Annotated in this window: 13 protein-coding genes; 3 read left to right on the top strand and 10 right to left on the bottom strand. The window is 69.2% G+C overall.

Translation table 11 applies throughout. The features are described from left to right. Window positions 1-842, top strand: an 842-nt coding sequence (locus V7Z54_RS07590) for an acetyl-CoA C-acyltransferase (protein WP_334135575.1), incomplete at its 5' end; no start/stop codon positions are given. Between the two features lie 181 nt (window positions 843-1,023). Here V7Z54_RS07590 and V7Z54_RS07585 read toward each other — a convergent pair. The 10 genes from V7Z54_RS07585 to argP form a co-directional block, all read right to left on the bottom strand. After that, window positions 1,024-2,244 carry a THUMP domain-containing class I SAM-dependent RNA methyltransferase gene (locus V7Z54_RS07585; RefSeq protein ID WP_334135573.1) on the bottom strand — a complete coding sequence of 407 codons (1,221 nt, stop codon included), beginning with the start codon at window positions 2,242-2,244 and terminating at the stop codon, window positions 1,024-1,026. Further along, complete coding sequence (rpoN, locus tag V7Z54_RS07580) at window positions 2,241-3,869, bottom strand: RNA polymerase factor sigma-54 (protein ID WP_334135572.1); 1,629 nt, start codon at window positions 3,867-3,869, stop codon at window positions 2,241-2,243. Before rpoN ends, V7Z54_RS07585 begins: the two co-directional genes overlap by 4 nt. Before the next feature lie 4 nt (window positions 3,870-3,873). After that, a complete protein-coding gene (lptB, locus tag V7Z54_RS07575) occupies window positions 3,874-4,641 on the bottom strand; it encodes an LPS export ABC transporter ATP-binding protein (protein ID WP_334135576.1) in 768 nt (255 codons plus the stop codon). After that, window positions 4,641-5,219: a lipopolysaccharide transport periplasmic protein LptA gene (gene lptA, locus V7Z54_RS07570; protein ID WP_334135570.1), complete on the bottom strand. Its 579-nt coding sequence runs from the start codon at window positions 5,217-5,219 to the stop codon at window positions 4,641-4,643. The genes lptB and lptA overlap by 1 nt, the downstream gene beginning before the upstream one ends. A gap of 262 nt (window positions 5,220-5,481) precedes the next feature. After that, entirely contained in the window at window positions 5,482-6,057 is a 576-nt protein-coding gene (locus tag V7Z54_RS07565) for a thiol:disulfide interchange protein DsbA/DsbL (protein ID WP_334135568.1), read from the bottom strand. 332 nt (window positions 6,058-6,389) lie between these two features. After that, window positions 6,390-7,082: an SPOR domain-containing protein gene (locus V7Z54_RS07560; RefSeq protein ID WP_334135567.1), complete on the bottom strand. Its 693-nt coding sequence runs from the start codon at window positions 7,080-7,082 to the stop codon at window positions 6,390-6,392. Window positions 7,083-7,114: 32 nt separating this feature from the next. After that, window positions 7,115-8,797 carry an arginine--tRNA ligase gene (gene argS, locus V7Z54_RS07555; RefSeq protein WP_334135566.1) on the bottom strand — a complete coding sequence of 561 codons (1,683 nt, stop codon included), beginning with the start codon at window positions 8,795-8,797 and terminating at the stop codon, window positions 7,115-7,117. 23 nt (window positions 8,798-8,820) lie between these two features. Next, window positions 8,821-9,798 carry an agmatinase gene (gene speB, locus V7Z54_RS07550; protein ID WP_334135564.1) on the bottom strand — a complete coding sequence of 326 codons (978 nt, stop codon included), beginning with the start codon at window positions 9,796-9,798 and terminating at the stop codon, window positions 8,821-8,823. A 101-nt stretch (window positions 9,799-9,899) separates the two neighbouring features. Continuing rightward, window positions 9,900-10,286 (bottom strand): DUF2237 family protein, encoded by a 387-nt coding sequence (locus V7Z54_RS07545; protein WP_334135562.1) that lies wholly within the window; start codon window positions 10,284-10,286, stop codon window positions 9,900-9,902. 180 nt (window positions 10,287-10,466) lie between these two features. Then, the gene (argP, locus tag V7Z54_RS07540; RefSeq protein ID WP_334135561.1) at window positions 10,467-11,384 is read right to left on the bottom strand and encodes an HTH-type transcriptional regulator ArgP; all 918 of its coding nucleotides are present in this window, start codon (window positions 11,382-11,384) and stop codon (window positions 10,467-10,469) included. Window positions 11,385-11,503: 119 nt separating this feature from the next. Between argP and V7Z54_RS07535 the strand changes: the two genes are divergently transcribed. After that, the gene (locus tag V7Z54_RS07535; protein WP_334135559.1) at window positions 11,504-12,190 is read left to right on the top strand and encodes a LysE/ArgO family amino acid transporter; all 687 of its coding nucleotides are present in this window, start codon (window positions 11,504-11,506) and stop codon (window positions 12,188-12,190) included. A 111-nt stretch (window positions 12,191-12,301) separates the two neighbouring features. Next, the coding region (locus V7Z54_RS07530; RefSeq protein ID WP_334135558.1) for a flavin monoamine oxidase family protein at window positions 12,302-13,680 on the top strand (1,379 nt) is incomplete at its 3' end.

Genomic DNA, 13,680 nt, shown 5'->3' with positions numbered 1-13,680 from the left:
GCCGCGCGCCGTTCGTGATGCCCAAGGCCGAGACGGCGTTTTCGCGCAGCGCCGCGGTGTACGACACGACGATCGGCTGGCGCTTCGTCAACGCGCGCATGCAGGCTGCCTACGGCGTGGATTCGATGCCCGAAACGGCCGAGAACGTGGCGGCCGACTTCGGTATCAGCCGCGCCGACCAGGACCGCTTTGCGCTGGCTTCGCAGCGCAAAGCGGTGGCGGCGCAAGCCAGCGGGCGCTTGGCGCAGGAAATCGTGCCGGTGACGATTGCGCAGAAAAAAGGCGAGCCGCTCGTCGTGGATCGCGACGAGCACCCGCGGGAGACGTCGCTGGAGGCACTGGCCAAACTCAAGGGCGTGGTGCGCCCAGACGGCACGGTGACCGCAGGCAACGCCAGCGGCGTCAATGACGGGGCGTGTGCCCTGATTCTGGCCAGCGAAGCCGCCGCCGCGCGCCACGGCCTGACCCCGCGCGCGCGCGTGGTGGCGATGGCGGTGGCCGGTGTGCCGCCGCGCATCATGGGCATCGGCCCGGTGCCAGCGACGCGCCAAGTACTGGCGCGCGCTGGTCTCACTCTCGATCAGATCGACGTCATCGAACTCAACGAAGCGTTTGCAGCACAGGCATTAGCGGTGTTGCGCCAGCTAGGCCTGGCCGACGACGACCCGCGTGTCAACCCCAACGGGGGCGCCATCGCGTTGGGCCATCCGCTGGGCGCCAGCGGCGCGCGTCTGGCACTGACGGCGGTGCACCAGCTGCACGCCACTGGCAGCCGCTACGCGCTGTGCACCATGTGCATCGGCGTCGGACAGGGTATTGCGCTGGTGCTGGAGCGCGTTTGAGAGTGACCCAAAAAAGAGCCCCGGTGCTAAAGGCAACCGGGGCTTCAAGCCTTATGCTGTCACACACAAAGGCACCCGCTCAGGGAGGAAAAGCGGGGAGCCGCGTAACGGCTCAACGCGAAATTTACCACAAGCTGACGACTGACCGCCAAGCAAGTGGTAAAAAAAGCAACGCCGTTCGTCAGTCCGCTGATGGCTCATCACTTTTGGCAGTTCTTGCGCGGAGGTCGAAGCGCATCAGTCGGCACTCGATGGGGCCGTTGAACAGTGGAATGCGCCGGCTCGGCTGCAGCCGCAGCCGGCGCGGCAAGTCGCGGTCGGGACTCAGGATCCACGCGGTCCAGCCGCCGAAGTGCGTTTTCCAGTGCGCCGCCAGCCGCTCATAGAAGGCGTCAGCCCCCAGTCCTCCCGCCACCCCCGCCGCCTCGATGCGCTCGCCATATGGGGGGTTGAGCAGCAGCACACCCGGCCCGGGGGCCGGTGGCAGGCGTTGCAGCGCGTCGCCGCCGCGAAACGCCGCGGCGGCCCCGACACCGGCGCGCTCGGCGTTGCGGCGCGCAAAATCCACCATGCGAAACGAGACGTCGCTGCCGTACGCGATCGGTGGTCGATCGGCGGGCCAGTCGATTTCTTGGGCGCGCGCGGCCGCACGGCACGCCGCCCAGCGCGCCGGGTCATGTGGCAGCAGCCGCTCGAAGGCGAAGCGGCGCAACCGTCCCGGGGCCTGACGGCGCGCGATCTGCGCCGCCTCGATCACCAGCGTGCCGCTGCCGCAGCAGGGGTCGAACAGCGGCACCGGCGCGCCGTCGCCGTCGGTGCCGGTCCAGCCGGTGGCGGCAATGATTGCCGCCGCCAGCGTTTCCTTCAGCGGTGCCTCGCCAGTGTCGCTGCGCCAGCCACGCTTGAACAGCGGCTCGCCGCTGGTGTCCAGTAACAGGGTGGCGTCGTCAGCGCCCAGATGGAGGTGCACGCGCACATCCGGTCGGGCGGTGTCGATGCTGGGACGTGCCCCACAGCGGGCCCGCAGGCGATCGCACAGCGCATCCTTGACGCGCAGCGCGGCGAAATGCAGGCTGCGCAGTGGGCTGCGCTGCGCCGTCACGTCCACCTTGACCGTATGCCGGGGGGTGAGCCAGTCTTCCCACGCCTGCGTTGCCGCTGCCGCGTAGAGATCGTCTTCCCCGGCGTAGCGCCCGTGCCACAGACGCACCAGCACGCGCTGCGCGATGCGGCTGTACAGGTTCAGGCGCAGGACGGCGTTCCAGTCGGCGCGCAGCCCCACACCCGCGCGGTCGATACGCAGCGCGGCGCGCGCCTGCCCGGTCAAGGCCGCCACTTCGTCGGCCAGGTAGTCGGCGCAGCCCGCTGCGCAGGGCAGGAACAGGTCGAGCGTGTCGGTCATCGCGGCAGGCCCTTGCGCAGGCTGGCGGTGGGAATGCGCAGCGCCTCGCGGTACTTGGCCACCGTGCGGCGCGCGCACTCGATGCCCTGCTCGCGCAGCAGCTCGGCGATGCGCCCGTCACTCAATGGGTGCTGCGGGTCTTCAGCGGCGATGAGCTGGCGGATCAGCGCCCGCACCGCGGTGCTGGAGGCGTTGCCGCCGGTGTCGGTGCCCAGGCTGGAGCCGAAAAAATACTTCAGTTCGAAAGTGCCAAACGGGGTGGCCATGTACTTGCCGCTGGTGACGCGGCTGATGGTGGATTCGTGCAGGCCGAGTTCGGCCGCGATGTCGCGCAGCACCAGCGGGCGCATGCCCACTTCGCCGTGCAGGAAAAAGCTGCGCTGGTGCGCGACGATGGCGCGCGCCACACGGAGGATGGTGTCGAAGCGCTGCTGCAGGTTTTTGATGAACCAGCGCGCCTCCTGCAGCCGCTGCTGCAGGGTGGCGGCGCGCTGGCCGCGCAGGGCGCGTGCATAGACGTCGGCGACGCGCAGCCGCGGCAACACGGCTGCATTGAGCTGTACCTCGCACTCGCCGGCGCGCACGGTCACGATGACGTCGGGCACGATGAAGTGGCGCTGGACATCGGCAAAGCGCCGCCCGGGCTTGGGCTCCAGCCGCGTCAGCAGCGCCAGCGCTGCGCGCACGGTGTCCTCATCGACCGCCGCGGCCTGAGCCAGGCGCCGCACGTCACGCCGTGCCAGCCACTGCAGCGGCAGTGCGCACAGGGCCAGGGCGGCGCGGGTGACGGGTGTGTCGGGCTGCTCCAGCAGCTGCAGGCGCAGGCACTCGGCCAGGTCGCGCGCGCCCACGCCCGCCGGCTCCATGGCCTGCAGCCAGCCGAGTGCGCGGCGCAACAACGCCAGCAGCTCCTCGCGCTGTTCGGTGTCGTCGGCTCCACCAGGGCCGGGGAGCGGTGCCGCGGCACGCAGCAGCGCATCGACCAGCTCCTCGAGCGAGTCGGTCAGATAGCCGTCCTCGTCGAGCGACTCGATCAGGAAGTGCAGCGCGGCACGCTCCTCCTCATTCAGATGCAAGGCCAGCGCCTGCGCGTGCAGATGGTCCTGCAGCCGCTCGGCGCTGCGGGCGAGCTCCGCCGCACTGGCCGGCTCGTCCGCGTCATCGGGGGCGCCGCGCCCGGCCCCCGGACCTTCCCACGACCAGTCGGGCCCGTCGTCGTCGGTGGCGTCGTCGGCGCGCCAGCCCCCAGCGTCTTCGTCGAGCTGCGCCGGCCAATCGTTTCCAGCCAGCGGCGTGTCCGTCTCCATCAGCGTCACGGCGTCGCGGGGGGTACCTTCGGTGTCGGGTTCCCCGTCGCCATCGCCTGGCACGGTATCGTCGGCCAGGGTAGGGTGTGCGCCCGCATCCGCGTCGGGCGCGGCGGCATGCGGCACCGCCGCGTCGTCATCCGGTCCGGTGGCTGCGTTGTCGTCGTCTACCCGTTCCAGAAACGGGTTGTCGGCCAGCATCCGTTCGATTTCCTGCGCCACCTCCAGCGTGGACATCTGCAGCAGCCGGATCGACTGCTGCAGCTGCGGTGTCAGCGTCAGCTGCTGCGACTGGCGCAGCGACAGGCTCCCCCTCATCGCCTCACAGCCGGAAATGCTCGCCCAGATAGACGCGCCGCACCTCGGCGTCGTCCACGATGTCGGCCGGTGTGCCATGCGCCAGCACCCGCCCCTCGCTGATGATGTAGGCGCGGTCGCAGATGCCCAGCGTTTCGCGCACGTTGTGGTCGGTGATGAGCACGCCGATGCCGCGCGCCTTCAGAAAGCCGACGATGCGCTGGATCTCGATCACCGCAATCGGGTCGATGCCGGCAAACGGCTCGTCGAGCAGGATGTAGCGCGGCTGCGCCGCCAGCGCGCGCGCGATCTCGACCCGGCGCCGCTCACCCCCGGACAAGGCGGGCGCAGGAGTGTCGCGCAAATGATCGACGTGCAGCTCACCCAGCAGCGCATCCAGCCGCTGGCGCAGCTGCGGCTCCGGCAGCGGCCGCCCGCTGGCGTCGCGCTGCAGCTCCAGAACCGCCCGCACGTTCTGCTCGACGGTGAGCTTGCGGAAGATCGACGCCTCCTGCGGCAAGTAGCCCAGCCCCAGCCGAGCGCGGCGGTGCATCGGCAGGCGCAGCGCGGGCTGGCCATCGATCCAGAGTTCGCCGGCATCGGCGTGTACCAGCCCGACGATCATGTAAAAGGACGTGGTTTTGCCCGCGCCGTTGGGGCCCAGCAGTCCCACCACCTCGCCCGCCCGCACGTCCAGCGAGACGTCGTGCACCACGGTACGGCGGCCGTAGCGCTTGCGCAGGCCGCGCGCGCACAGGCCCTGGGACAGTGCGTCAGCACTGGAGGTCGGCATCACCGGCGCGGCTCCAGGCGTTCGCTGGGCGTGAGGGCCGGGGCCGACACGCCGCCAGGCGCCGGTTCGGTGGCGGCGGGATCGGCGCGGCGCGGGGTCAGAATCGCCCGCACCCGTGCCCCCGTGGGGTCGGCAGCGGCTGTGGCTGCCCCGTCGACGCGGAAGGTGTCGTTGCGGTTGTCGTACACGATCACGGCGCCACTGGTCTGGTCGCTCAGCGTCGTGCCCCGGTAGCGGCGCAACTCGGCCTGGCCGCGGAAGGTGACGCGGTCGGCGCGTCCGTCGTATTCGATGCGCTCGGCCTCGCCCTCGATGTACTCATCGACACCCTCGCGCTTTTGGCGGTAGAACGCGCGCTGGGAGGCGCTGCCGCTGGCCACACCGAACTGGTGTCCCTGTTCGTCTTGCCGCACCTCGACCTGGTCGGCGCGGATGCGGATCGACCCCTTGCTGATCAGGACCCGCCCGCTGAAGACGCTGGTCTGGCGGGCGTCGTCGTAGCGCAGCGCATCGGCTTCGGCCTGCAGCGGGGCGAAGCGGTCGGCGCGTTCGGCCCAGGCCGTCGGGACGCAGCTCACAGCAAGGCAGGCCACGAGGAGAACAATCGGGCAGGGGCGGGGCAGCGGTCGAATGACAGGCACGGAACTTGCTCCAGACTCGGTGCGCCCGATTGTGCCACGCCCACAGCCGCCTGGTGTATCGGGGCAGTGTCGGCGCGCGCACCGCCGCCGCCGGGCTGCTGCACGGTGCCGCGCGAACCAGCACATCGACGCACGCTTCGTCCCGGCACCCGGCGCGGACAACGGCGCCTTGTGCGGCGCCTGGAGAGCAGCGCGTGCGTCAGGCCTGCCGCACGCGCGCAATCAGGGCGTCGGCCACGCTGAGGGTGCGCTCGGCTTGTCCGGGGACGATAAAGCGGCCCGCGATACCCAGCGATGGGGTCGCTTCGACCTCGTAAGCGTCTTGCAGTTGCAACGCCCGCTTGACCTTGCCGCTGACGCCAAACGACTGGTAGGTCTGCACGAACGCTTGCCGGTCCACCCCCTGCGCCGCTGCCCACTCGGCAATCGGCTCTAGGCCGTTGAAGCGCCGCCGATCGTCGTGAATCGCCGCAAACGCTTTCAGGTGCAGCGCCTCCAGCTTGCCCAGTGCTTCCAGCGTGTAGTACAGGCGCTGCAGCGGCTCGAAGCCGGCGTTGAACCCGACGTGCACCCGTCGCACTACGATTTCTTTGGACTGGCGCTGCATCCAGCCTTTCATCAGGGGCTCGAAACGGTAGCAGTGGATGCAGCTGTAGGAGAAGAACTCCAGCACTTCGACCTGGCCGGGGCCGACGTCCACCGGTGCCGGCCGGCTCAGGCGGCGGTATTCCGACCCCTCACGTGGGGCAGCCTGGGCAAAACCCACAGCGGGCATCGTGAGACCGCCGGCGGTGGCAAGGAGAGCGAGCGTTGCGTGGCGACGTTGCATAGGACGTAGTGGTGGGTGGGTTCAGGAGATGACAGCCAGGGCCCGGGTACCCTCGGGTCAAGCGCCGTCCCTCGCGGCACCGCTGTCGCCGCGCCCCTCTGGACAGGCCAGGCTGAGGCTGGCGGCAAGGGGCAACGGTTCGGTAGGCTACTCGCGGCAGTTCAGTTGGATGCTGGGGCCAGCGCCGGGTTCCGCACCCGGCTGCGCAGCCGCCGCGTCGAGGCCGGATCAGGGCGCGCGCAGCAGCACCGGTGCAGCGGGTGCGTGTGCATCCGGCGTCAGCGCTGCACCCGCACCAGGGCCGTCTCGAAGCGCGCACCACGCAGACGCTCCTGCATCGCTTCGGCCTGGGTTTGGCTGTCGAACGGCCCCAGGCGGACGCGCCAGACGCGCTGGCCATTTTGCTCGCGCTCGCTGATGCGTGCATCGAACCCCTGCAGGGCCAGCCGGGCCCGCTGGGCCTCGGCCTCCTCGGCGTTGCGAAATGCGCCCACCTGTACGAAGTATAGAAACGGGTCAGAGGCGTCGCCCGATGCGGCGGGCGACGCGGGCTTGGGCGCAGCATCGGCCGCGGCGCTGCGGGCCGGTGTGCTCGGCACTGGCGCGGCCACCGGTGCGCTGCCGGTGCGCTGTTGAATCAGTTCGGCAATCGGATCCGGCGCCGGGGTGTTGCTGGCTGCGCCGTCGGCGGCAGTATCCTTGGCTGTCGTCGCCGATGGCGCGGTGGAGGAGCGTGCCGACGACAGCCCGGCATTCGGATTCCACTGCTGCAGGCGTTGCGATTCGGTCTCGGGCTGCGTCGGTTTGCGCTGCACGCCGCGGTCCACCAGCGGGATCGGCACCTTGGTCACGTATACCGCTACCGCCAGTGATGCCCCGATGCCCACCAGCAATCCGAGCAGAAATCCCAGCAAGGTGCCGCCACGCGCGCGGCTGCGGTGCTGCGGGACGGAAGCAGTGGGCAACGCCATGAACACGGGCTCCGAAAGCATTGGGGGGCAGCTTACATCGACTCGGGCGCGCCGACGCCGAGCACGCGCAACCCATTGCGCAGCACCTGCGCGGTGGCGGCCACCAGCGCCAGCCGCGCGCGCCGCACCGCGTCGTCATCCACCAAGATGCGCTCGGCATCGTAGTAGCTGTGGTAAGCGGCGGCCAACTCGCGCAGGTAGAAGCTGACGTCGTGCGGCGCAAAGTCGGCGGCAGCGGCCGCCAGCACCTCGGGGTAGCGTGCCAGCTGCAGCATCAGCGCCTGCGCCGCCGGGGTGTCCAGCGGCGCCAGGTCGGCGTCACGCAGTGTAGCGGGGTCACCCCCCTGGGCGCGCCACTGCGCCAGCACCGAGCAGCTGCGCGCGTGCGCGTACTGCACGTAATACACCGGGTTGTCGTTGTTTTGCTGGATGGCCAGATCGACGTCGAAGGTGTATTCGGTGTCGGGCTTGCGCGACAGCAGGAAGAAGCGCACCGCGTCGCGGCTGGTCCAATCGATCAGGTCGCGCAGCGTGACGTAGCTGCCAGCGCGCTTGGAAATCTTGACTTCCTGCCCGCCGCGGACGACGCGCACCATGGTGTGCAGCACGTAGTCCGGATAGCCTGGCGGAATACCTAGCCCCACCGCTTGCAAGCCGGCGCGCACGCGCGCGATGGTGCCGTGGTGGTCGGTGCCCTGGATGTTGATGACCTTGGTGAAGCCGCGCTCCCATTTGGTGATGTGGTAGGCCACGTCCGGCACGAAGTAGGTGTACGTGCCGTCAGACTTGCGCATCACGCGGTCCTTATCGTCACCGTAGTTGGTGGTGCGCAGCCACAGCGCGCCGTCTTTTTCGTAGGTCTTGCCGGCGTCGATGAGGCGCTGTACGGTCTGCGCCACCCGCCCGCTGCTGTACAGGCTCGACTCCAGGTAGAACTGGTCGAAGCGCACGCCAAACGTCTTCAGGTCCAGGTCTTGCTCGTGGCGCAGGTAGGCCACCGCAAAGGCGCGGATATTGTCCAAGTCGTCCACGTCGCCGCTGGCGGTAACCTGCCGGTCGTCGGCCACCACCGTCTTGCGCGCCAGAAAGTCGTCGGCGATGTCTTGGATGTAGTCGCCGTTGTAAGCGGCTTCGGGCCAGCCGGGGTCGCCGGGCTTGAGGCCGCGGGCGCGCAGCTGCACCGAGCGCGCCAGCGTCTCGATCTGCACCCCGGCATCGTTGTAGTAGAACTCGCGGTGCACCTGCCAGCCCTGGGTCTCAAACAGATTGCAGATCGCGTCCCCCAGCGCCGCCTGGCGGCCATGCCCCACGTGCAAGGGCCCCGTGGGGTTGGCCGAGACAAACTCCACCATCAGGCGCTGGCCGTTGGCGGGCCGGTGCCCATAGCGGTCGCCTGTGGCCAGCACCTCGCGCACCACCTGCTGCTTGGCGCTAGGGTGCAGGCGCAGATTGATGAAGCCTGGGCCAGCGATTTCCAGCGCTGCCACCCAACGTTGGAAGGCGGGCTGCGCTTGCAGCCGCTCCACCAGCCGTTGTGCGATGGCGCGCGGGTGGCTGCCCAGCGGCTTGGCCAACTGCAAGGCGGCGGTGATGGCCAGGTCACCGTGTGCAGCCACTTTGGGTTGCTCGAAAGCGGCGCGTGCGCCTGCGCCGGCGTGCAACGCCTCCAGCTCGGTGGCCAGCGCCCCGAGCAATTCGTGTTTGACCGTTTGCATGGGTGAAATTGTAGGCGGGGGCGTCAGCGTCGCGCTCCCCGCTGCACGGCCAGCACGCACAACAGGTCACACGCCACGTGTGCCGCAGCCAGCGCCGTGATGTCGGCGTGGTCATACGGCGGGGCCACCTCCACCACATCCATGCCCACCAGATTCAGCGGCACCAGACCCCGCACGATATGCAGCGCCTGGGCACTGCTGAGCCCACCGGCCACGGGGGTGCCGGTGCCGGGCGCATACGCCGGGTCCAGGCAGTCGATGTCGAACGTCACGTACGCGGGGCGGTCGCCCACGAGGGCAAGCACCTGCTGCAAGGCCCAGTCCGCACCGCGTGCGTGGACGGTGGGCGCATCCAGAATGTGCAGGCCCATGAAGTCGTCATTCCAGGTGCGAATGCCGATCTGCACCGAATGCGCGGGGTCGATCAGGCCCTCGCGCACCGCCTTGTAAAACATGGTGCCGTGGTTGAGCGAGTCCGGGCTGTCGTCGGGCCAGGTGTCGCAGTGGGCGTCGAAATGCACCAGTGCCAGCGGCCGCCCAAAGCGCTCGGCGTGGGCTTGCAGCAACGGGTAGGTGATGTAGTGATCGCCCCCCAAAGTGAGCATGCGCGCGCCGGCCGCCAGGATGCGTCGCGCATGGTCGCGAATGGCACCGGATAGGGTGTGCGGATTGTGGGGGTCGAGCCAGCAGTCGCCGGCATCGACCACGGCCAGCGTCTCAAACGGGTCGAACCCCCACGGAAAGGGCTTGAGTTCGGCCAGTTGCACGCTGGCGGCACGGACGGCGGCTGGGCCCAGCCGCGCACCGGGCCGGTAGGTGGTGGCCAGGTCGAGCGGGATGCCGCTGACCACCACGTCGGCACCAGTGAGGTCGCGCGTATAGGTGCGGCGCATGAAGCTCAGCACCCCGGCGTAGGTCATCTCGGGCCAGGACCCATACAGGCTGGGGCGGCGAATGGCGCCGTCACCGGCGGCGGGTGCTTCGGGCAGCTGTTCAGTCATGGGGGTATTGTCGCTGGGTTGCCCCCGCACCAGTGTTGCGGGGATGACGAGCCACCGGCGCGCCCGCACGCTGCACGCGCCTGCGTTCACGCGCGCGGCCGTTACCCGCGCGTCGGTACCCAGGCGTGCGCCTTGAGGTCGTCCAGGCTGACATAGGCCAGCGCGCGTTCGTGGCAGCTTTCCAGAATCACCGGCGGCGCGCAACCAGCATCCCATGCTTCTTTCCAGCGCAGCGCACACAGGCACCAGCGGTCGCCGGGTTTCAGGCCGGGGAAGCGCCACTCGGGCCGGGGCGTGATGAGATCGTTGCCGCGCTCACGCGAGAACGCCAAAAATTCCGCCGTCACACGCGCGCAGATTACGTGCGAGCCCACGTCATGCGCGGCGGTGTGACAGCAACCATCGCGAAAGTACCCCGTCAGCGGGTCGTAGGAGCAGGCGCGCAGCAGGCCGCCGAGGACGTTGCGGGCGAAGGCGTAGTCGGTCATCGTCTGTTGTTGCCGATGGCCCCGTGGGGAGCGGCTGCGAGGCCATCCGATCAAGCCAAGGGGTCGAGCGAAGGTTCAAGTGCCCAACAGCATAACCAGATGGGGGCGCCGACACGGTTGTGGGGTAAAGACACGCCCCCGGGGGTGGCGAGCCGCACCGGGGGCGTGCAAAGTGCCGCGTTACGCGGTGGCATCCTCATCCACGGGCGTCAGGCACACGCGCGCGGCGTCGCGAATGGCGCGCGTCAGGCGCTGCGCGGTGGGCGGCTCGCGCTCCCAGTGCTGCCAGTACAGCGCCACGTCGATCACCGCGCCCGGCATCACCTCGACCAAGGGCGGGCGCCCTTCCCGGTTGGCCAGATGCAGTTCCGGCACCATGCCCCAGCCCAGCCCCAGCTCAATGGCACGCTCGAATGCATCCACCGCTGGCGTGAAGTGGCGCGGGTAGCGCGCCTGTCGCAAGGCGAAGTGCAGCTCCAGCCAGCGGTCCTGCAGCGCGTCCTTGCGGTTGAAGATGACCGCGGGCAGCGCCAGCAACCGGTGCGGCGTCACGCGCCCCTGCGCGGTGCGCGCGCGCGCGGCCAGCGAGGGGGTGGCCACGCAGCGGTAGCGCATCACGCCCAGCGGCTCGGCCACGCAGCCACGCATGGCGTCGGCACGTGTGGTCACACAGCCGATCACGGTGCCGTTTTTCAGCAGCTCGTGGGTGTGGTCCTGGTCGTCGATGGTCAGGTCCAGCAGCAGCCGCTGGCGCTGCAGCAGCGAGGCCACCCCGGGCAGAAACCACGCGGCGGCCGAGTCCGCATTGATGGCCACCGGCACACTCTGCCAGCGCTGGCCGGCGTCGCCGGCCAGCCGCTCCAGCAGGTCGGCCTCCATCAGCTGCACCTGCTTGATGTGTGCCAGCAGCGCCTGCCCTGCCAGGGTGGCGCGCACCATCTTGCCGCGCACCAGCAGCCGCTGCCCCAGCTGCGCCTCCAGCGCCTTGACGCGCAGCGACACAGCCGCCACTGTCAGCGCCAGCGCCTGCGCCGCGGCGGAAAAACTGCCGTGTTCGACCACGGCGCGTAGGGCTTCGAGTTGACGGGCGTCGAGCATGACAGCAGTTTAAAAAATACTTGATCGAACGAAAAGAACGTCAAAAGGCTTAAACCGCTACGGCAGTGGCGGCACACTGCAGCCCAGTCAACCATCGTCTTTGCTGTCAGGAGTCTGCCATGAGCGCCCTCGCCTGGAGCGCCGGTCTGCCCGGCCTTGCCGCCCCCAGTTTCACCGCCGGTTTGGTGATGAGCCTGTCGCTCATCATGGCCATCGGCCCGCAGAACGCGCACGTCATTCGCGCCGGTCTGCAGCGTCGTCACCTGGGGTTGACGGTGCTGACCTGCGCGTTGGCCGACATCGTGCTGATCACGCTGGGCGTGGCGGGGCTGGCGCAGCTGGGTGGGCTGTCGGACAAGCTGCATGGGGCGCTGGTGGGCGCCGGGGTGCTGTTTCTGGTGGTGTATGGCTGGCACGCGGCGCGCCGCTGCTGGCGGCCGCAGCCCGCCGTAGGCACACCCGCCGCCGCGCCTGCGGGCCCGCAGGCCGCGGTGGCGCTCCCCGCCCCCACCACGCGGCGCCAGGCGGTGCTTGCGGCGCTGGCGTTTTCGTGGCTCAACCCGCACGCGTGGCTGGATACGGCCGTGCTGATCGGCACCGCGTCGCTGGCCTGGGGTGCCCAGCAGCCCGTCTTTGGGCTGGGGGCTGCTACCGGGTCGGTGCTGTGGTTTGTGGTGCTGGGCACGCTGGCGTTTTGGCTGGGGCGGCGTTTGCAGTCGGTGGCGGTGTGGCGCGCGCTCGACGGATTGGTGGCCTTGATGATGTGGGGCACGGCGGCGGCGCTGGTGGTGTCGCTGTTTGAGTGATCCAACGGCCGCAGACCGCGCGGCTGACCACCCTTGCGCCGCCCCGATTGGCCTTTTTGCCAAGCCTTGCTCCAACCTCTTCTCCAACCCCGATTGCTGAGGAGACCTCTCATGACCGCACCTGCCTTCGATCCCTCGGCCCATCGGCCTGCCCTGCGTCCTACCGACGCGCCGATCACCATGTTCGGCCCGGACTTCCCGTTCGCCTACGACGACTGGCTCGCTCACCCGGTCGGATTGGGTCAATTGCCCGCTAGCCGCTTAGGCACGGAAGTGGCCATCGTCGGCGCAGGCATGGCAGGCATGACCGCTGCCTACGAGCTGATGAAGCTGGGGCTAAAGCCCGTGGTGTACGAGGCCTCGCGCATGGGTGGCCGCCTGCGCTCGCAGCCGTTCGAGGGCGGCAGCGGCGCCATAGCCGAACTGGGTGGCATGCGCTTTCCGCTGTCATCCACCGGCTTTTACCACTACGTGCGCCTGCTGGGCCTGCAAAGCCGACCGTTTCCCAACCCGCTGACGCCCGCGGCCAACTGCACCGTCATCGACCTGGAGGGCCAGACCCACTGGGCGCGCACGCTGGCCGATCTGCCGCCGCTGTTCCAGGAAGTGGCCCGTGCTTGGGCCGACGCGCTGGAGGAGGGCGCGGGCTTTACCGAGCTGCAAACCGCCATGCGCCAGCGCGACATCGAGCGCGTCAAAGCCCTGTGGAATGCCTTGGTACCGCGCTGGGACGACCGCACGTTCTACGACTTCGTGGCCCAGTCCAGCGCCTTCCAGCGCCTGAGCTTTCACCACCGCGAAGTGTTCGGGCAGGTGGGCTTTGGCACCGGTGGCTGGGATTCGGACTTTCCGAACTCGATGCTGGAGATCCTGCGCGTGGTGCTGACCGGCTGCGACGAAAACCAGCACTATATCGTGGGTGGCGTGCAGCAGGTGCCGCTGGGGCTGTGGCACCGCGCGCCCGAGCGCATCGCGCACTGGCCGCGCGGCACCACGCTGGCGCGTTTGCACGGTGGGGCACCACGCCCGGCGGTGAAGGCCATTCAGCGCGCCAGCAACGGTCAGTTGGAAGTTACCGACGCCTGGGGCAGCACGCGCCGCTACGACGCCGTGCTCGTCACCTGCCAGAGCTGGCTGCTGACGACGCAGATCGCGTGCGAGGAGTCGCTGTTTTCGCAAAAACTCTGGATGGCGCTGGACCGCACGCGCTACATGCAGTCGTCCAAAACCTTCGTGATGGTGGACCGCCCGTTCTGGAACGACCTGCGCGACAACGGCTGGCCCGTCATGGGCATGACGCTGACCGACCGCCTTACGCGCGGCACCTACCTGTTCGACAACGGCCCGGACAAGCCCGGCGTGATTTGCCTGTCCTACGCCTGGATGAGCGACGCGCTAAAAATGCTGCCCTACGACAGCGCCAAGCGGGTGCAGCTGGCGCTGGATGCCCTGCGCAAAATTTACCCCGACGTAAATATCGCCAGCCACAT

The organism is Tepidimonas sp. (assembly GCF_036824975.1).
Taxonomy (GTDB): domain Bacteria; phylum Pseudomonadota; class Gammaproteobacteria; order Burkholderiales; family Burkholderiaceae_C; genus Tepidimonas.
This window is presented reverse-complemented; position numbering and strand designations above follow the sequence as displayed.